This window comes from Labrenzia sp. THAF82, assembly GCF_009363435.1.
GTDB lineage: Bacteria > Pseudomonadota > Alphaproteobacteria > Rhizobiales > Stappiaceae > Roseibium > Roseibium porphyridii.
Window position 1 is genome coordinate 4,563,683 of the sequence record NZ_CP045354.1, and the last position, 17,417, is coordinate 4,581,099.

Here is a 17,417-nt window from a genome sequence, read left to right on the forward strand (position 1 = left end):
AGATTTACAAATTTAGGGGCAGTATGAGTTCCGGAACGCCTAAGATACTGATCTACAGCCATGATTCGTTCGGATTAGGCCACTTAAGGCGCTGCCGTGCAATCGCTCAGTCACTGGTTGGGGACTTTGACACTCTTTCCGTTCTGATCCTCTCAGGCTCACCCATCATTGGCAGTTTCGAATTCAGGACCCGGGTCGACTTTGTCAGGATTCCCGGTGTCATCAAGCTGCGCAACGGCGAATACACCCCTTTGTCCCTGCACATCAACATCGATCAAACGCTGGCAATCCGTTCGTCAATCATCGAGCACACGGCCGAGATTTTCGAACCCGACATTTTCATTGTCGACAAGGAACCGCTTGGACTGAGAGGCGAAGTGCTTGGCACATTGGAGGCTCTCAAAGGCACCAACACCCGCCTTGTCCTGGGCTTGCGGGACGTTATGGACGATGCGACCGTTCTGAAAGAAGAATGGGACCGCAAGAATGTGTTCCCTGCCCTGAAGGATCTCTACGACGAAATCTGGGTCTATGGTCCGGAAGATATCTGCGACCCGCTTGAGGGCATGGACCTGCCGGAAGGCGTAGCGGAAAAACTCCGATATACGGGTTACCTGCGCAGAGAAATGCCGAGTGCGGCGCTGGAAAACCCCGCGCCAGCACCTTTCGACGAAGAACCTTATATTCTGGTAACACCTGGCGGGGGCGGTGACGGCGTTGAAATGGTGGATTGGGTCATGCGGGCCTATGAAGCGCGCCAACGGCCTCTTTTTCCGGCCCTGATTGTGCTTGGCCCCTTTATGCCGGCCGCCTCGGCCGCACAGTTTACCGAACGGGCAGAACATCTTCGCGACGTGGAGGTAATCCGGTTCACACCCCAGATCGAACCCTATCTTGCCAATGCCACGGCAATTGTCGGTATGGGGGGCTACAATACGTTTTGCGAAATACTGTCCTTCGACAAACCCACCTTGATGGTGCCGCGTGTCGTTCCGCGCCGCGAACAAGCTATTCGCGCTGAGCGGGCGGAAAAGAGCGGCCTCTTGAAGGTCTTGCCGATAGACTGCTATCCGGATCCCGATCTCATGGCGACGGCATTGTCGGAACTACCAAACCTCGCGCCGCCCTCGGCTGCCAGTGTCGACAATCTGCTTGGCGGGCTGGAAGTTATTTCCGGTCGTGTCGGCGAAATCTTCGATGAGCAGCTTCCAGCAGATAGCAAAGTCAAACTGGCTATCGTCTGATCGCTTTCGCGTTTCACAGCTCAACGGTCAACCCTTTCAAAGATTGTAGTAATGTCCCGAATTGCCGTTGTGGTCAAAGGCTATCCACGCCTGTCCGAAACCTTCATTGCACAAGAGATTCTAGGCCTTGAGCGGCGGGGAATAGACATCTTGATCGTCGCGCTGCGCAAACCCTATGACCCCTTCATTCACGACCTGCACCGACAAATCTCTGCGGACGTTCTCTATCTTCCCGAATATGTGAAAGACGACCCGGCGCGCGTTACCAGGGCCAAGAAATGGGCTGAAAGGCAACCCACTTTCGAAAAGGCCAAAGCGCTCTTTGATGCCGACTTTGCCCGGCAAACCAATGCGGATCGGCAACGTCGCTGGTCACAGGCCTGTGTTTTCGCGCACGAGTTGCCGGAAGACATCACCTGGATCTACACCCATTATCTGCATACACCTTGTTCCACGGCACGCTATGCAGCGCACTTGTCCGGTCGCCAATGGTCGTTTTCCGCTCACGCGAAAGATATCTGGACCAGCCCCGAGTGGGATTTGAGAACCAAGATCAACGACGCGGCCTGGGGGGTGACCTGCACCAGCGTCAATGCCACCTTCCTCAAGGGACTTGCTGATACACCTGACAAGGTTGAGCTACTGTATCACGGGCTTGATTTTTCCGGCTTTCCGGAGCCCTCCAAGGAGATGTCAAAGCGTGATGGCAGCGAAGAGCCGGTTCGGCTCGTATCCGTTGGACGTGCGGTTGAAAAGAAGGGGTACGACGATCTCCTGAGCGCCCTTTCAATGCTGCCCAACGACTTGAACTGGCGCTTCACGCATATTGGTGGTGGCGACCTCTCAGAGGTGCTGAAGCAAGAAGCTGAGCGTCTTGGCGTTGCACAGCGTATCACCTGGCGCGGAGCGCAGCCAAGGGAAGAGGTCATCGCGACCTGTGCAGACGCTGACCTGTTCGTCTTGCCGTCGAAACTTGCAAAGTCAGGCGATCGGGACGGATTGCCGAATGTCTTGATGGAAGCTCAATCCATGGGGCTTTGTTGTCTTTCCACACGTGTGTCGGCGATACCGGAGTTGATCGTCAGTGGTGAGACCGGGATTCTTGTGGAACCCGGTTCCCCAGACGAGCTTTCAGATGCCTTGAGCGGGTTGATTGCAGATCCCGATCGCAGGCGCATGCTAGGGCTTGCTGCCGCAAACCGTGTACGCAAGGAGTTTTCAACTGATCCCGGCCTTGACCGGTTGGCAGAGAAGTTTCGTAAGGTGCTTTGATCCGCCAGCAGGACTTCCTATGAGAATCGCCTTCACAGCCCCGATGAAACCCCTTGATCATCCTGTCCCTTCTGGCGACAGGACGATGGGTCGCCTGATTGTAAAGGCCCTCAAATCCGCGGGGCATGAGGTTGAGGTAGCCAGCACGTTCCGGTCCTGGCGCAAGGATGGCAGCGACGAACTCCAGTCCAAGGTGAAAGCCGAAGCTCTCAAGGAAGTCAGCCGCATCGCCAACGACTGGAAACGTGACAGGAACAAGCCCGACCTGTTCCTGACATATCATCTTTATCACAAGGCTCCCGACTGGATTGGGCCCGCTTTGGCGGATCGATTTGATCTGCCTTACGCGATCATCGAAGCAAGCCGCGCGCCGAAACGCAAAACGGGCAACTGGGCATTCGGCTTTGCTGCAGCTGATTTGGCTCTGCAACGGGCTGACGCCGTTGCCGCAATTCACAACGCAGATGCAGAGTGCTTGCACGAGGTTGTCCCTCCGGACCGTCTTGACGTTCTTCTGCCTTTTCTGGATGAAGCACCTTATCGACAAGCAGTGACCGGCTCCAAACCGCCCGCATCTGCGCCCCTCAAACTTCTTGCCGTTGGAATGATGCGAGAAGGCGACAAGTTTCGATCCTATGAGGTGCTTGCCGCAGCCCTTGATCGCCTTATGAATCTATCCTGGCATCTGACCCTGATCGGTGACGGGCCTGTCCGTTCCAAGGTTGTTGATCTCTTCCCGGCGGACAGGATTACCGTTCTCGGCGCTCTTGGGGCAGAAGACTTGCCAGCGCAATATGCTCAACACGATCTCGTTGTTTGGCCTGCTATTCGTGAAGCGTTTGGTCTGGTCCTGATGGAAGCTCAAGCGGCTGGCACCGGGGTTGTCGCAGGTAACACTTTCGGAGTTCCTGATATTGTCCGGCAGGGAGAAACCGGATTGCTTTCGCAAGAAGGCGATGTTGAAGCCTTTGCCGCAAATCTGGAAAACGTCATCAGGAACCCAGGCATTGCCGATCGATTGGGCATTGCAGCCAGCGCATATATATCCGCCAACCATTCGCTCGAAGCCGGGGCTGCTCGGCTGGACCTTTTTGCCCGCAAGGCTGTCGACAACCATAGGCGGCCTCAGAAAGACCAAGGAAAATGACCCGCAAGGCCTTCATTCACGTGCAGCACCTGCTGGGTACCGGCCATGTGGTCAGGGCAGCCGCAATTGGCAAAGCATTGGCCTCTTCAGGCGTTGAGGTGACATTGGCCAGCGGCAACAAAATTCCCCCAACCCTGGACACCGGGCCGCTTCGTATTGTCGAACTCCCCGCCTGCAAAAGCCCTGACGCCGCGTTCAAGCGACTTGTTACTTTAGACGATGAAGATATTGACAATGAATGGAAAACATCGCGCGTTAAAGCATCGATTCAAGCATTTAAGGAAGAAGAATTCGACCTGCTCTTGACGGAGACCTATCCCTTTGGGCGGCGCCAGCTAGACTTTGAACTAAGTCCTCTCCTCAACGCGGCAAAGGCACGGCCCAATCCGCCAATTGTTGCGACATCCATTCGAGATATTCTGGTGCGCAAGAAGGAACTCTGGAAAGAAGAATGGATGGCTGATCAGGCACTGAACCATTATCATCGAGTGCTTGTCCATTCCGACCCGGATTTCATCCAACTTTCCGACAGCTTCCCATTTGCAGACCGGATCGAACATCTGATCCGCTATACCGGTTATGTCGAAGGACATGCCCGCCGAGCTGCCGACGGATCTGATGGCAATGACGAAGTGATCGTTTCGTGCGGTGGCGGCGCAGTCGCAGCAAGTCTCCTGACGGCAGCCCTGGATGCCCGCCCCTTGTCGCGACGTGCGGGAGACACTCGCTGGCGGGTCCTTGTCGGACACGACGTGCCGGAAGACAGCTTTCACGCCTATCAGAAACGCGCATCAACTGGCGTCAGCGTCGAACGCGCTCGCAGGGATTTTCCTGACCTATTGAAACGTGCTCGGCTCTCCATCAGCCAGGCTGGTTACAACACAGTGCTCGATGTGCTGACTGCCGGTGTCGCTGCTGTCTTTGCTCCGTTTGCACAGAAAAACGAAACGGAGCAAACGCAACGTGCGGAAGCATTGGCACGCCATGGCAGGGCAATTGTTACGCCCGAAATGGGTTTGACACCCGAACGGCTTGCTGCAGCTGCAGACGACGCTCTGGCCCTTCCCCGCAGTCATCATGCTGTTTTGCTTGGCGGCGCAGCAAAGAGCGCTGAAATTCTCCTCAACGACCTTAAAGAGCGCGCCGCATGACAACGGATCTGCAACGTTTCAAAGACGAACTGGCAGCACATCTCGACTGGTTTGCAGAACGCGGGCGCAAAGTGAGCTTCTGGTGGCGGGATGACGACGCGGTGGAACCAACACCAGCGCTTGACCGCATGTTGGCTTTTTGCAATCGACACGGGGTGGATATGGCACTCGCTGTTATTCCGAAGAATGCGACAGAAAACCTTGCAGCCCGACTTCAAGACGAGCCTCATGCATGGGTGCTGCAACATGGTTGGCAGCACAAGAACTTTCAACGCAAGGATCTGCGCGAAAAAGCGGCTGAGCTTGGCACCCGGCGCGACCCGGATGAACTGATAGCCCAGCTTACCGACGGTAAATTACGGCTTGAAAAGTTGTTTGCGGCCAAATTCATCAAGGCCATGGTGCCACCTTGGAACCGGATTGCACCTGAGATTTCACGCAGATTGCCAGGCATGGGACTTCCAGGTCTTTCCACGTTCACATGGCACAATTTCCCTCGCGACCATCAAGTCCAGTCCCATGTAGACATCATAAAGTGGAAAAAACAGGTTCGTTTCATTGGCTGGGAAAGTGCTCGGTTACGCTTTGATCTGCAGCTCACGCGCCGCCGCAACACAGGCAGCGAACCTGTCGGCCTCCTCACCCATCATTTGGCGCATGATGAAGAGTGCTTTGAGTTTCTGGAAGAGTTTCTGGCCATTTCTGCCCACCATGAGGGTGCGGAATGGCCGCGCATTGAAACCTTGTTTGGCTAAGGCTCAAGGTAACAAGGGGTGGCGCACCTATTGGGCAGCTTCGACGTGATCTTCCTTCAGTACCTTCGAAAACTCCCGTCTAAGGAACGCGAGTTTCGGATCTATATAGGTCTTGCAGAAAGGACGCTCGGGACCCTTTTCGTAGTAGCCCAGAAAACGTTCGTCTGACGCCTTGAAACCGGCGAGGGTCATGACGTTGGTGATCAAGGGTTCATCGAACTCCTGCTGAAGTTTACGCAGGATGCGACCGACCTTCACACCTGTTCCGGCATCATACACGTAGACAGCGCTGCGATATTTGCCCCGCATCTTGTGGCGGGAAGTGCTTGAATGTGTGCGCAGATGGATTTCGATCAAGACGTCCATAGGCAGCACTTCTGGATCGAAGGTCACGATAACCGCTTCCGACCAAGCATCTTCGGGAGGATCAGAGCGGATAAATCCCTGCTCCACCTTCGATATACCAGCAATTGCCTGAAAGACGGCTTCGGTGCACCAGTGGCACCCACCGCCCAGCCCGATTTTCAAGAAACGTCTCCAAGGCTTCGTCGAATGCATGCCATTTTGCCGCCTGAAGAGAAATAATCAAAATGGCTTGGCAAAGATTCCCCCAAGGGAGTTTGCAACAGTGAGCTTAGAGCCAGTGAGATCTGGGCATTTTTTCACACTTTCAATGACTTACAGATTTTTCAAAATGCGCTCTACACGCTGCCCCTGCCTCGGCGGCGGTTTGACACCGTCGATCCTTGCAGCAACTGGCGCTGAGTTCGGTCCAAGATTGACAGCCAGTGTGGTCCGACCTCAAATGAGGCCGGCACAAATCAGGAGACATCCATGTCCGGTCACGACCATGATCACGACCATTCAGAATTGAGCGACATCGAACTCCGCGTTCGAGCGCTGGAAACGCTCTTGACGGAAAAAGGTTATGTCGACCCCCCTGCCCTGGATGAGCTGATCGAGACTTATGAAACCAAGATCGGCCCCAAGAACGGGGCGCAAGTGGTTGCAAAAGTCTGGACCGATCCGGACTATCGAAACCGATTGCTGGAGGATGCCACGTCAGCGATCGCAGAACTCGGCTTCACAGGCCGACAAGGTGAACACATGGTGGCGGTTGAGAACACTCCCGGCACACACAACATGGTCGTCTGCACACTTTGCTCCTGCTATCCGTGGACGGTGCTCGGCCTGCCGCCTGTCTGGTACAAATCCGCACCTTATCGCTCCCGCGCGGTGCGTGATCCGCGTGGCGTTCTGGCAGAGTTCGGAATAACTTTGCCGGCGGCAAAGGAAATAAAGGTGTGGGATTCAACGGCTGAAGTTCGATATCTCGTCGTCCCGGAACGCCCAGAGGGCACAGACGGCTGGAGTGCTGAACAACTGGCGGAGCTTGTCACCCGAGACAGTATGATCGGCACTGGACTTGCAGCATCTCCAGAGCAGGCGAAGGAAAGCGCATGAACGGTGCACAGGACCTTGGGGGCCAGATGGGGTTCGGCCCCATAGAGCTGGAAGAAAACGAACCCAACTTTCATGCCGATTGGGAAAAGCGGGCTTTTGCAGTGACACTTGCCATGGGCGCTACCGGAACATGGACACTCGACGCTTCCCGCTTTTCACGCGAGTCGCTTCCGCCAGATGTCTATCTTTCATCCAGCTACTACGAAATCTGGGCCAGGGGACTGGAGCGTCTCGTCGTCAGATACGGCCTCGTAACAGAGGACGAGTTGAAGGAAGGTCACCATAAGGCTCCGGCCCAACCGGTCAAAAAAGTGCTCAAGTCGGCTGACGTTGCAACCACACTAGCGAAAGGCGCAACGGTTGACCGTCCCCAATCGGAAGCCGCCCGGTTCAAGGTTGGAGACCCTGTGCGAACCAAAAGAATGCACCCTGAGCATCACACACGCCTTCCCAGATACGCGCGAGATGTTGTTGGAAAAATTGAAGCCATCCACGGCGTTCATGTCTTTCCGGATGCAAATGCACATGGGAAGGGTGAACAGCCTTGCTGGCTCTACGGCGTGGTCTTTCGCGGGCCGGATATCTGGGGCGAAGACAGCGATCCAACGCTGACGCTTCGAATTGACCTTTGGGAGCCATACCTTGACCCGGCCTGATCAGAAGAGCTCAGCACCGCACCTTCCTCTTGGCGAAGATGGGGGGCCGGTCTTTTCAGCTCCCTGGGAAGCGCGTGTCTTTGCCATGACGCTCCAGGCCCACGAAGCAGGCGTCTTTTCGTGGAGCGAGTGGGCAGACACACTTGGCGCTGAACTTGCCGGTGAAGGTAACGGCTCAGGCGATACGAAGGGGTACTACGATCATTGGCTGAATGCATTTGAAAAACTGTTGGCCAAAAAAGGCGTGGCGGCAGCGGACCAGCTTTCCCACCTAAAGGAAGCCTGGGACCAAGCGGCACGGGCGACGCCTCATGGCCAACCGATCGAACTTGATCGCTGACGGCATCATGCATCTGAAGGTGCCACCACCCGTAGTCGTGTTGATTGGCCTCGGCCTGCTTTATTTGGGCGACCGTCATATACCGAGCTTTAGCCTGGCGTTTCCTGGTCAGATATCGCTCGCGATCGTGCTGCTGGCATCCGGTCTTGCAATCGGATGTCACGCGCTTTTTCGATTCATAATGGCAAAGACAACCTTCAATCCAACAACACCGGACAAGGTCAATGTCCTTGTGACGAACGGGCTCTATCGGTTCAGCCGAAACCCGATGTATGTTGCTGATGTTCTGCTTCTTTTGTCGCTGGCGGCCTACTACGGAACGTTGACCGTTGCTGCTGTCGTCCCTCTCTTCATTTGGTATCTGACGGAGTTTCAAATCAAGCCGGAGGAAGATCACCTCAAGAGCAAGTTCGGAAAGGACTATCTTTCCTACAAAGCCCGGGTTCGACGCTGGATCTGACCGGTCAGGTTCGCCCGAGGTAAAGATCGCTACTCGCCTTGAATGAATCGGCTGCGAACCGCAGAAAGGTCCGTATCCTGGTGACGTTTTTAAGATCGGGATGAGTCAGGACCCAAATATCGAGATACCGGCTCGGCTCCATGCCTGGCACCCTGACCAACTCAGGATCGGGATCGCCCAAGAAGCAAGGCAACCGACCAATGCCCATTCCAGCTTTAATGGCTGCCAGCATGGCGATCATGTCGTCCGACACCAGACTGACATAGGCTTTGGGATAGCGTGCCCGGATCTCTTTTGGAACGTTGCGCCCCCACCATTTGAAGACAACACATGGCAAGTCCGCATTGTCATGACTAACATCCATGGCCTCACGATTGCGGCGCGCAAATTCCTTCGACATATAGAACGTTCGGTTTTGACCCGTCGCCTGCCTGCCGAACAGATTTTCATCAGGATTGTTGGTCACGCGGATTGCGACATCCGCTTCGCGCCGATGCAGGCTGAGCTTTTCGTTGGCCGCAATCATTTCAAGTTCAATGCGCGGATGCCGCTCTGAGAACTTCTGCATGATCTCTGCGACCTGAACCTGAAAAAGCAACTGTGCCGCGGTGACACGAAGGGGGCCTTCAAGATCCGTGTCCTGTGCGGTGATCCTAGTGTCGAGCGCAAACACTTCCGTTTCAACGCGCCGTGCTGCCGAAACAGCTTCTTCGCCGGCAACGGTTGGCTTGAACCCATCCGGCAGGCGGTCGAACAGTCTCGTCCCGAGGCGGTCTTCCAGTGCCGACAATCTGCGAGACACAGTGGAGTGAGTTACCCCGAGCGCCCTTGCCGCCTTGGTCACATTGCCAGCGTTCGCAATGGCGAGCACAAACTTCAAATCATCCCAGTTGTCCATGCCGTGCATTTTTGCACACCAGCATTCCGAATTTGAATATTTTTTCGCATGAAAACTTGATGCAGTGTTGCGCCATCTCTTCAAAAGGAGTTTTGAGATGACCATACAGGCACTTGCCATGATTACCGTCACAGACAAGGAAACTCTCAGCGCCTACCGCGAAAAAGCCGCCGATGCGCTTGCCAAACATGGGGGAAGCGTGGTTGCTGCTGATCCAGAGCCGTTGGTGCTGGAAGCTGCCATAGACGCTCCGAATATCACTGCACTGCTCTCGTTTCCGGATACGAAGGCAGCTCAAGCATGGCACGCGGATCCGGAGCTCGCCGAGGTCCATGCACTGCGCAACAAGGGTGGTAAATCGACCATCATCATGCTGCCGGATTGATGTTTGAGCCAGCCCTGATTTCAGGGCTGGTTGTCTCCGTCGGCCTTTGCTACACCTTCGGCGATTTCCGACTATTAAGCCATCTGGGCATTACATCCGACTTTGTTGGGCAGCGACAAAAAAGCGGCCAGCATCAAACTCAACTCACCGGCTTCACAAGACGCATGCGCCAGGTCACGCCCTTCTTGTCCGAGACAAGGCGGTAGTCATCCAGAACTTCCCAGTTCGCCTCATTGTCCGTCGCTTCCCAGAGCCGGTTGATCAGCTTGTTAGCCCCCGACTCAGGACGTTTCGGGGAATACATGGAAAGCGCGATCACGCCGTCCTTTTTCAGGAACGGCACATAGCGGGCAACAAGTGCTGCGGGATCGTCAGCAAAATGCAGCACTTCATTGAAAACGATGGCAGAAAAGGATTCTCCGTCCTTCGGTTCGAATGTGTGCATGTCGCCGGCGCGCAAGGATGCAATTGCCGGATCCACATCGGCGATTTCCAGGGAAGCTGGAGACAGATCCATGCCCACATAACGCTTGATACCCATGGGCTGCAGGCGTTCGTAGAGCAGGCCTTCACCGCAACCAATGTCGAGCACCTCGTCCATGGTTCCGGTCAGGCTGAGCCACATGCCGATAATGCCATAGCGTCCGCTTTCCGGCAGTGAACGCAAGAAGGCCCAACGGCCTGCTTCATATTCTTCATCCCAACCTTCGGCAGTTGTGGCGTTTTTCGACATGGATCGCTTCCTAACACTAAAGACGGGCCAGAACGGCCCGTCATGTCTTTTCAGAATTTGTGCTGCATCACTTATAGGGATCTGCTGCGTCACGCAAACCATCACCAAGGAAATTGAACGCCAGCACAACGATGATGATGGGGATTACCGGAGCCATCAGCCAGGGATAAACCGTTACCACCGAAATGTTCTGTGCCTCATTCAACAAGACACCCCAGGAAATCGCCGGACGCCTGAGGCCGAGGTTGAGGAACGACAACGCTGTTTCCCCCAGGATCATCGATGGAATCGACAACGAAGCAGACGCAATGATGTGGCTGGTGAAACCGGGCAACAGATGCCGGGTGATGACCCGTTTCGGCTTTGCCCCCATCAACACCGCAGCCTTGGCATATTCTTCCTCACGCAGAGACAGAAGCTTTGACCTGACGGCTCTGGCAAGCCCGGGCCAATCCAGCAGCCCCAGGATGATCGTGAGGCCGAAATAGATCCAGACCGGGCTCCAGGTAACAGGCAACGCTGCGGAAAGCGCCATCCAGAGCGGCAACTCAGGCAAGGATCGAATGATCTCGATAGCGCGTTGGATCACACTGTCGGCCAAACCACCGAAATAGCCGGCGATGCCGCCGAAGAAGAGGCCGAGAACGATTGAAATGGCAACACCGATAAGACCGACAGTCAGGGACAGACGTGCGCCATAGACAAGACCGGAGAATTGATCCCGGCCCAGACGGTCCGTTCCCAACAGGAACATCGTGCCGCCTTCAGCCGGACAGACCAGATGGAAAGACGCGTCGAACAGGCCCCAGAATTCGTAGTCGTCCCCACTGCAGAAGAACCGCAGCTTCTGCACTTGCGTCGTGTCGTCCTTGAACACCCATTGCAAGGTCTCCATGTCGATCTCGGACGTCATCCCATAGACAAAGGGCCCGACAAAGGATCCTTCGTGGAAGAGGTGGATGGGTTGGGGAGGCGCATAAAGATGCAAGCTGTCGCGGGTATTCGCGTCATAAGGTGCAATCAGTTCAGCAAAAGGTACCGTCAGGTAGAACAGGATCAGGATGACACCTGACCAGACCGCAACCTTGTGGCGTTTGAACTTCCACCACATGATCTTCCACTGCGAAGCCTGATAGAAACGCTCTTGTTCAGGCGTCATTTCCTCCGCGACAGCGGGGTTGAAAGGAGTTGGATCGACGTAGTGTTCAACGTCCCGAACCGGCGTTCCATTGTTCGCATCCGAGCTCATGACGATGCCCTCCCGCCAAGACGGATGCGCGGATCGAGAACCGCAAGCAGCAGGTCTGAAATCAACATGCCAATCAGGGTCAGAACAGCTACGAAAAGCAATATGAACCCTGAAAGGAACTGATCCTGCGACTGAAGTGCCGAAACCAGAACGGGTCCGACCGTTGGAAGGCTCATCACGACGGACACAATCACCGAGCCCGACACCATCGACGGGATCAGGTTGCCGATATCGGCAATGAACGGATTGATCGCCATTCGAAGCGGATATTTCACCAGAAGCTGATTCTCCTTCAACCCCTTTGCCCTGCCGGTGGTGACATATTGTTTGTGAAGCTCATCCAGCAGGTTGGCTCGAAGACGACGGATCATGGCCGCCGTCCCAGAGGTTCCGATCACAATCGTCGGCACAATCAAATGCGCCAACACCGACATCGCCTTATCAAAACTCCACGGCTGATCGATATACTCCGGCGCCATAAGTCCGCCCACCGAGAGGCCGAACCAGCGATTGAAGAAATAGAGAAGGATCAAGGCAAGCAGGAAATTCGGCGTGGCCAATCCGATATAGCCGACAAAGGTGATGCCATAGTCGCCCCAGGAATACTGCCGTGTAGCGGAATAGATGCCGATCGGAAAAGCAACCACATAGACAAATAGGATCGTTGCAAAATTCAGAACCACCGTGAGCGGCAAGGTCGGCCCGATTACCTGGTCAACCGGCTTGTCGAACTCGAAAGACCAGCCCCAATTGCCTTGAATGAGCCCATCAAGCCCATGAGGTCCGGGCCACAGACCGACCCAGATCAGGTATCTTTCGAAAAATGGCCGATCAAGCGAAAATTCCTTGCGCAGGAACTCCAGCTTCGCAACAGACGAACTCTCCCCTGAAGCCTTCAGAGCTGCAATCTGGTTGGAAATATAGTCTCCGGTCGGAAGTTCGATGATGAAAAACGTCAGAAAGCTGATCACCAGCAAAGTCGGGATCATCATCAATATCCGACGTATTATATAGTAGAGCACTTATTCCCCCTAAGCCCCAACTGCGTCTGAATAAGAGCCGTCGCTGCACCAGCGACAACATGAACTATTACCCCAGCATCAGGCCGCCTTCAGCGCAAGCGTCAGGCCGTCTGAAAACGGCAACATTGAAATCACCACCCGGTCGTCATCCCGCAATCGCGCATTCAAGGCGCGAATGTCATCGACTGCCGGATCCTTGATTTCCGGATCGATGACGTCACCGAGACGAAGCATGTTGTCGAACACCATAATCCCGCCGGTTCTGAGCAGTTTCAAGGCAAGCTCGTAATAGGCGGTATAACTCTTCTTGTCGGCGTCGACGAAAATCAGATCGAATGAACTTCCTTCACCTTCGTTGAGCATGTCCTGCATGACCCCTTGCGCCCGTCCGATCCGAAAATCGATCTTGTGGCGAACACCGGCTTCCTGCCAATGGGTTTCTGCCAGCTCCTGCCAATTGTTGCGCTTGTCGATGGCGACAACGCGGCCATCATCAGGCAGAGCAGAGGCCATCCATAGTGTGGAGTAGCCGGTGAACACACCAAGCTCCATAACCCTTTTGGCGTTCAAGGCCTTGATCAGGAAATACAACAACTGGCCCTGCTCCTGCGGGACACGCATATCGGCGTCCGGCAGGATTTGAGTGTGGTGGCGAAGTCTTTTAAGTGATGCGGATTCCCGGGTCCCGTGCTGGCAAACATAGTCGATAAGGTCTGCGGTAATCTCCAGCCGGTCAGCCATATTTCCTCCGTATGAGTCCCGGAAATCCCTTTCAGGTGCTGGTTCAGTTCGTCAGATAGAACTCATCCATACGATGAATTCCAAAATGCGCGCCCGGATCCCAGCCATAGATGCCTTCAAGCGGGACATTTTCCACATTCTTGATCGCAACTGGCTGGCGAACGCCGGAGACAAGACCAATGCGGATTGTCTCGTTGGCATGGATCTGGAGCATCTCATCCCAGATCTTTGTGCGCTCTTCGGGTGTCTTGGAGACGAGCCAGGACTTGTAGAGTTCCATCAAACGCTCGGCAGGCGCCCAATCCGGCTTTTCGCCACCCTCTCCCTGAGTCTCGTAGTAGTCACCCCAGGCGTGCCACGACAAAACATCTCCATGAACCGGCGCAAGGTCTTCCGGTGGCATTTCTGAAGTTGGAATACCGTTCTCAAGACCCCACCAGACCGACATGACCAGCTGACCGGTGATTGCCCGTTCACGCAGGTTGTCGCGCTGGCTCGGTTTGGCGAACAGTTTGATGCCGAGTTCACCCCACATCTCACCCACCAGTTCCAATGCATCGTCCTGCACCTGGGCTTCGCCTGCTGTCTCCACGATGATTTCGATCGGCCTGCCATCCGGCAGAAGGCGCGTACCTTCGTCGTCGCGTTTCGTCAGACCAATTTCATCCAGCAGCTCATTGGCCTTGTCCGGGTCATATTCAGCCCATTTGGTCGTGTACTCAGGCTTGTAAAGCGGGCTTGCCGAAAGGATCGTGTCGTTGCCTGGCGTACCAAGACCGAAGAACAGAACACGATTGATCAGATTGCGGTCGATGCCGAGCGACAATGCGTGGCGAAAGCGATTGTCACGGAACAGCGCGCGCCACTCGGGATCCTTCACTGTGAAGTTCGGAAGAATGGAAATTTCGGAGCCCTTGGTATTGGACCACAGCGCCGTCACGTAGTCGTTCTGCTTCTCACCCTTTTTCAGGACGGTGATATCTGAGAAGCTCAAGTTTCTGGCCTGCAGGTCACTCTCGCCGGCTTGCGTTTTCGCCGGGATCAGTTTGCCGTCAGCCACCGTCATGATGACGTTGTCGACATAAGGCAACTGTTGTCCGGTGCTGTCGACCCGATGGTAATATGGATTGCGTTCCAGAATGAACCGAAGATCGCTGTCGTCGCGCATGCGCACCCAGGGCTGAAGGCTTGGAAGCGCGACATTCCGGGCGTTGTACATGTCGTCTCTTTTGGCATGAAGCGGTGCCCAGTTGCGCGCTTTTACCTTGGCAGCTTCCTTGGTGATGAAGTCCGGATCGCCGTATTTCTCATGAAACTGTTTCAGATAATGCGCCGGGCGATAGATAAACGGAGGCCGGGCTTTAGCAAGTTCCGGCAGGAACAGCGGATTGGGCTCATCCCACGTGAAACGAACGGTGGTCTCGTCCACCACCTCGAACTTCGGACCTTTGCCGTTCACAACAAGAAACGGCGGCAAACCGGAGGGCGTCAACTTTTCATTGCTGACAATGTCCTCAAAATAGTAACGGAAGTCTTCGGCTCCAAAAGGATGTCCATCGGACCATTTGTGGCCTTCACGGGTGTGAAACGTGAAAATACGTCCATCTTCCACTTCAACATCTTCAAGAATGTCGGGCAGCAGCTCCAGCTTGTCGTTGTAGCCAACGAGGCGTGCGTAACCCCAGACATTGATCAGACGCACATCCTTGGCGCGTCCAATAAGTGTGTCGATAGCACCGCCGTGTTTGCCGACCGTGCGGCCCTTGGATTCGAGATCCACGACAAGCGGTTCGGATGGAAGCCTTTCGGCCACAGGTGGAAGTGCCGGGTCGAGCCCTGGCGTTTCCTTCAGTTCCAGCGCGGCCAAAGGCCCCGCGAACATGGCAGCGGTCACAAACAGACCGGCCCTTACGGTGTTCATAAGCATTATGCAGCTGTCCCCTCTTGCGCCCCGGTGTTCTTTAGGCCAGGTGCGCAGACAAAGTGATCCGGTTCCATTTCCACAAGCAACGGTTCCTGACCGTCTACAAGGCGGAATGGTTCCGGCCAAAGTTGCGGCTCTGATGCGTTGTTCGCATCCAGGGCGGCAAAATCAAGTGGCGCTGACAGGTCCGGTTCCGGTACCGCGGACAAGAGCGCTTTTGTATAAGGATGAAGCGGGTTGCCAACCACAGTTCGGGTCTCACCAATTTCAACCAAACGGCCGCGGCACATGACTGCGATCCTGTCGGCAACATAATCGACAACGGCAAGGTTGTGACTGACAAAAAGGTAAGTGAGATTGAGATCTCGCTTCAGGTCCTGAAGCAAATTGAGGATTTGCGCCTGAACAGAAACATCCAGTGCCGACGTCGGCTCATCACACAAGATGAATTCCGGGTTGAGCGTCAGCGCTCTGGCAATGCCGATGCGCTGCCTTTGACCTCCGGAAAAGGAATGCGGATACCGTCTCAGGAACCGCGGATCGAGACCGACAAGGTTCATGAGATTGCGCGCGCGCTCCGCGCGCTCCTTCGGCGCACCGACGCCATGCACTTCCAAGGGCTCCATCAGCGTGTCGTTGATGGTCATGCGCGGGTTGAGCGAGGAAAACGGATCCTGGAATATCAATTGAACCCGGCGACGGTAATCCATCAAATCCGCGCCACTCAGATTGGCAACGTCTTCCAGTCCTTTGCCGCGGTTGTAGAGAACCTGACCGCCCTCGATACCTATGGCCCTCAATATGGCCTTTGCGGCTGTTGTCTTGCCTGATCCGGATTCGCCGACCAGACCAAGGCATTCTCCGCGGCGAATGGTCAGGCTGATATCGTCCAGAGCGGTCAGGGTCTTGGCCTTGGCCCCGAAGAATGACCCCTTGCGCAGCGTGAACTGCTTGGTCACATTCCGCATTTCAACCAGTGGCTCGCCTGGCGCCACGTCGCAGTGGGGCCTGTTGCTCGTCAGCTCTTCCGATTTCAGAACAATGGGCCGGATCGGCACCAGCCGTTCATCCTTGTCCATGTGAAAGCTTGGAACCGCGTTCAAAAGCGCTTTCAGGTAGTCGTGCTTCGGATCGGAAAAAAGCTGCTGTGCAGTACCTTTCTCCATGATCCGCCCATGATAAATCACTGCGATCTCGTCAGCCATATTGGCAACAACACCGAAATCGTGGGTGATCATCAGAACGGACATGCGTAGTTCCGATTGAACTTCGCGGATCAACTTCAGAATTTCCGCCTGGATCGTAACATCGAGAGCCGTTGTCGGCTCATCGGCGATCAACAATGCGGGCCGGCAGATCATCGCCATCGCGATCATGGCGCGTTGGCGCAAGCCACCGGACAACTCAAAGGGATATGTTTCGAGCGCTCTCTCAGGGTCGGGAAACTTGACGAGACTGAGCATGGTCTTGGTCAGTTCACTTGCCTCTGCCCTGGAAACATTTCTGTGCAACAGGGCGGCTTCGCCGATCTGGTCTCCGATCGTGTGGAGCGGCGAGAGTGATGTCATCGGTTCTTGAAAAATAATCGCAACACGATTTCCGCGCAGATGCCGCATTTGCGGCCCCTTGCGTTCCAGCGCCGCGATGTCCACGGGTGGTTCTTCGCCTGTCGGATCTGCCAGAATTACCTTGCCGGACGAGATCTCCGCTGCCTGAGGCAACAGCCCCATGATTGTCTGCGAAATAACGGTCTTGCCGGACCCCGATTCCCCTACCAGCGCGACAGTCCGGTTTTCGGGAACGACAAACGACACATCATCGACAGCACGCACGCGGCCTTCTGCTGTATTAAAATCTACCGTCAGTCCCTCAATCGAGAGAACATTCACTGCGCTTTTCCTCCCCGGCAAGGATTGTCTGCGAGAGGCTTACTAAGCCCTTATTGCAACAGAAAGACAACCAAATTCGCCGGTCGA

General features: G+C 55.2%; 18 protein-coding genes. 10 read left to right on the forward strand and 8 right to left on the reverse strand.

Translation table 11 applies throughout. The annotated features are described in order from the left end of the window. Positions 1–23: 23 nt before the first annotated feature. From FIV00_RS21015 to FIV00_RS21035, 5 genes are read left to right on the forward strand one after another with little or no spacing between them, the layout of a single operon-like run. The gene (locus FIV00_RS21015; protein WP_152502592.1) at positions 24–1,244 is read left to right on the forward strand and encodes a glycosyltransferase family protein; all 1,221 of its coding nucleotides are present in this window, start codon (positions 24–26) and stop codon (positions 1,242–1,244) included. A 51-nt stretch (positions 1,245–1,295) separates the two neighbouring features. After that, positions 1,296–2,516 (forward strand): glycosyltransferase family 4 protein, encoded by a 1,221-nt coding sequence (locus tag FIV00_RS21020; RefSeq protein ID WP_152502593.1) that lies wholly within the window; start codon positions 1,296–1,298, stop codon positions 2,514–2,516. 19 nt (positions 2,517–2,535) lie between these two features. Beyond that, positions 2,536–3,663 carry a glycosyltransferase family 4 protein gene (locus tag FIV00_RS21025; protein WP_152502594.1) on the forward strand — a complete coding sequence of 376 codons (1,128 nt, stop codon included), beginning with the start codon at positions 2,536–2,538 and terminating at the stop codon, positions 3,661–3,663. Further along, positions 3,660–4,814 (forward strand): glycosyltransferase family protein, encoded by a 1,155-nt coding sequence (locus tag FIV00_RS21030; RefSeq protein ID WP_152502595.1) that lies wholly within the window; start codon positions 3,660–3,662, stop codon positions 4,812–4,814. Before FIV00_RS21025 ends, FIV00_RS21030 begins: the two co-directional genes overlap by 4 nt. Then, positions 4,811–5,569 carry a polysaccharide deacetylase family protein gene (locus FIV00_RS21035; protein ID WP_152502596.1) on the forward strand — a complete coding sequence of 253 codons (759 nt, stop codon included), beginning with the start codon at positions 4,811–4,813 and terminating at the stop codon, positions 5,567–5,569. The genes FIV00_RS21030 and FIV00_RS21035 overlap by 4 nt, the downstream gene beginning before the upstream one ends. Positions 5,570–5,596: 27 nt before the next feature. On the opposite strand, the gene FIV00_RS21040 is transcribed toward FIV00_RS21035, so the two are convergent. Continuing rightward, a complete protein-coding gene (locus FIV00_RS21040; RefSeq protein WP_209006642.1) occupies positions 5,597–6,097 on the reverse strand; it encodes a peptide-methionine (S)-S-oxide reductase in 501 nt (166 codons plus the stop codon). Positions 6,098–6,403: 306 nt separating this feature from the next. Between FIV00_RS21040 and nthA the strand changes: the two genes are divergently transcribed. Genes nthA through FIV00_RS21060 form a run of 4 tightly spaced genes read left to right on the forward strand, consistent with a single transcriptional unit; the run spans position 6,404 to position 8,489 of the window. Then, positions 6,404–7,033 (forward strand): nitrile hydratase subunit alpha, encoded by a 630-nt coding sequence (gene nthA, locus FIV00_RS21045; protein WP_152502598.1) that lies wholly within the window; start codon positions 6,404–6,406, stop codon positions 7,031–7,033. Further along, on the forward strand, positions 7,030–7,689 hold the full coding sequence (gene nthB, locus FIV00_RS21050) for a nitrile hydratase subunit beta (protein WP_152502599.1): 660 nt from the start codon (positions 7,030–7,032) through the stop codon (positions 7,687–7,689). Before nthA ends, nthB begins: the two co-directional genes overlap by 4 nt. After that, positions 7,676–8,029: a nitrile hydratase accessory protein gene (locus tag FIV00_RS21055; protein ID WP_152502600.1), complete on the forward strand. Its 354-nt coding sequence runs from the start codon at positions 7,676–7,678 to the stop codon at positions 8,027–8,029. The genes nthB and FIV00_RS21055 overlap by 14 nt, the downstream gene beginning before the upstream one ends. Further along, positions 8,001–8,489 (forward strand): isoprenylcysteine carboxylmethyltransferase family protein, encoded by a 489-nt coding sequence (locus FIV00_RS21060; RefSeq protein ID WP_209006643.1) that lies wholly within the window; start codon positions 8,001–8,003, stop codon positions 8,487–8,489. Before FIV00_RS21055 ends, FIV00_RS21060 begins: the two co-directional genes overlap by 29 nt. A 4-nt stretch (positions 8,490–8,493) precedes the next feature. Here the strand turns inward: FIV00_RS21060 and FIV00_RS21065 are convergent, their stop codons facing one another. Continuing rightward, entirely contained in the window at positions 8,494–9,396 is a 903-nt protein-coding gene (locus FIV00_RS21065; protein ID WP_209006644.1) for a LysR family transcriptional regulator, read from the reverse strand. A gap of 88 nt (positions 9,397–9,484) precedes the next feature. Here FIV00_RS21065 and FIV00_RS21070 point away from each other — a divergent pair, with 88 nt between their 5' ends. After that, positions 9,485–9,772, forward strand: coding sequence for a DUF1330 domain-containing protein (locus tag FIV00_RS21070; protein ID WP_152502601.1), 288 nt, complete (start codon positions 9,485–9,487; stop codon positions 9,770–9,772). 139 nt (positions 9,773–9,911) lie between these two features. On the opposite strand, the gene FIV00_RS21075 is transcribed toward FIV00_RS21070, so the two are convergent. The 6 genes from FIV00_RS21075 to FIV00_RS21100 all read right to left on the reverse strand — a co-directional run bounded on the left by FIV00_RS21075 (position 9,912) and on the right by FIV00_RS21100 (position 17,330). Further along, entirely contained in the window at positions 9,912–10,505 is a 594-nt protein-coding gene (locus FIV00_RS21075) for a trans-aconitate 2-methyltransferase (protein WP_152502602.1), read from the reverse strand. A gap of 67 nt (positions 10,506–10,572) precedes the next feature. Continuing rightward, positions 10,573–11,754: an ABC transporter permease gene (locus tag FIV00_RS21080; protein ID WP_152502603.1), complete on the reverse strand. Its 1,182-nt coding sequence runs from the start codon at positions 11,752–11,754 to the stop codon at positions 10,573–10,575. Continuing rightward, positions 11,751–12,776, reverse strand: a complete 1,026-nt coding sequence (locus FIV00_RS21085) for an ABC transporter permease (protein WP_152502604.1) — start codon at positions 12,774–12,776, stop codon at positions 11,751–11,753. Before FIV00_RS21085 ends, FIV00_RS21080 begins: the two co-directional genes overlap by 4 nt. 78 nt (positions 12,777–12,854) lie before the next feature. After that, positions 12,855–13,517: an O-methyltransferase gene (locus FIV00_RS21090; RefSeq protein WP_152502605.1), complete on the reverse strand. Its 663-nt coding sequence runs from the start codon at positions 13,515–13,517 to the stop codon at positions 12,855–12,857. 43 nt (positions 13,518–13,560) lie between these two features. Further along, positions 13,561–15,444: an ABC transporter substrate-binding protein gene (locus tag FIV00_RS21095; protein WP_209006645.1), complete on the reverse strand. Its 1,884-nt coding sequence runs from the start codon at positions 15,442–15,444 to the stop codon at positions 13,561–13,563. Further along, entirely contained in the window at positions 15,444–17,330 is a 1,887-nt protein-coding gene (locus FIV00_RS21100; RefSeq protein WP_152502606.1) for an ABC transporter ATP-binding protein, read from the reverse strand. The genes FIV00_RS21095 and FIV00_RS21100 overlap by 1 nt, the downstream gene beginning before the upstream one ends. Between the last annotated feature and the right edge of the window lie 87 nt (positions 17,331–17,417).

Bases quoted from the DNA above. Each gene is read 5' to 3' on its own strand.
- FIV00_RS21070 (WP_152502601.1), top strand. From the start codon at position 9,485: ATGACCATACAGGCACTTGCCATGATTACCGTCACAGACAAGGAAACT.
- FIV00_RS21060 (WP_209006643.1), top strand. From the start codon at position 8,001: ATGGCCAACCGATCGAACTTGATCGCTGACGGCATCATGCATCTGAAG.
- FIV00_RS21030 (WP_152502595.1), top strand. From the start codon at position 3,660: ATGACCCGCAAGGCCTTCATTCACGTGCAGCACCTGCTGGGTACCGGC.
- FIV00_RS21075 (WP_152502602.1), bottom strand. From the start codon at position 10,505: ATGTCGAAAAACGCCACAACTGCCGAAGGTTGGGATGAAGAATATGAA.
- FIV00_RS21020 (WP_152502593.1), top strand. From the start codon at position 1,296: ATGTCCCGAATTGCCGTTGTGGTCAAAGGCTATCCACGCCTGTCCGAA.
- nthB (WP_152502599.1), top strand. From the start codon at position 7,030: ATGAACGGTGCACAGGACCTTGGGGGCCAGATGGGGTTCGGCCCCATA.
- nthA (WP_152502598.1), top strand. From the start codon at position 6,404: ATGTCCGGTCACGACCATGATCACGACCATTCAGAATTGAGCGACATC.
- FIV00_RS21095 (WP_209006645.1), bottom strand. From the start codon at position 15,444: ATGCTTATGAACACCGTAAGGGCCGGTCTGTTTGTGACCGCTGCCATG.
- FIV00_RS21090 (WP_152502605.1), bottom strand. From the start codon at position 13,517: ATGGCTGACCGGCTGGAGATTACCGCAGACCTTATCGACTATGTTTGC.
- FIV00_RS21080 (WP_152502603.1), bottom strand. From the start codon at position 11,754: ATGAGCTCGGATGCGAACAATGGAACGCCGGTTCGGGACGTTGAACAC.
- FIV00_RS21035 (WP_152502596.1), top strand. From the start codon at position 4,811: ATGACAACGGATCTGCAACGTTTCAAAGACGAACTGGCAGCACATCTC.
- FIV00_RS21015 (WP_152502592.1), top strand. From the start codon at position 24: ATGAGTTCCGGAACGCCTAAGATACTGATCTACAGCCATGATTCGTTC.
- FIV00_RS21065 (WP_209006644.1), bottom strand. From the start codon at position 9,396: ATGCACGGCATGGACAACTGGGATGATTTGAAGTTTGTGCTCGCCATT.
- FIV00_RS21025 (WP_152502594.1), top strand. From the start codon at position 2,536: ATGAGAATCGCCTTCACAGCCCCGATGAAACCCCTTGATCATCCTGTC.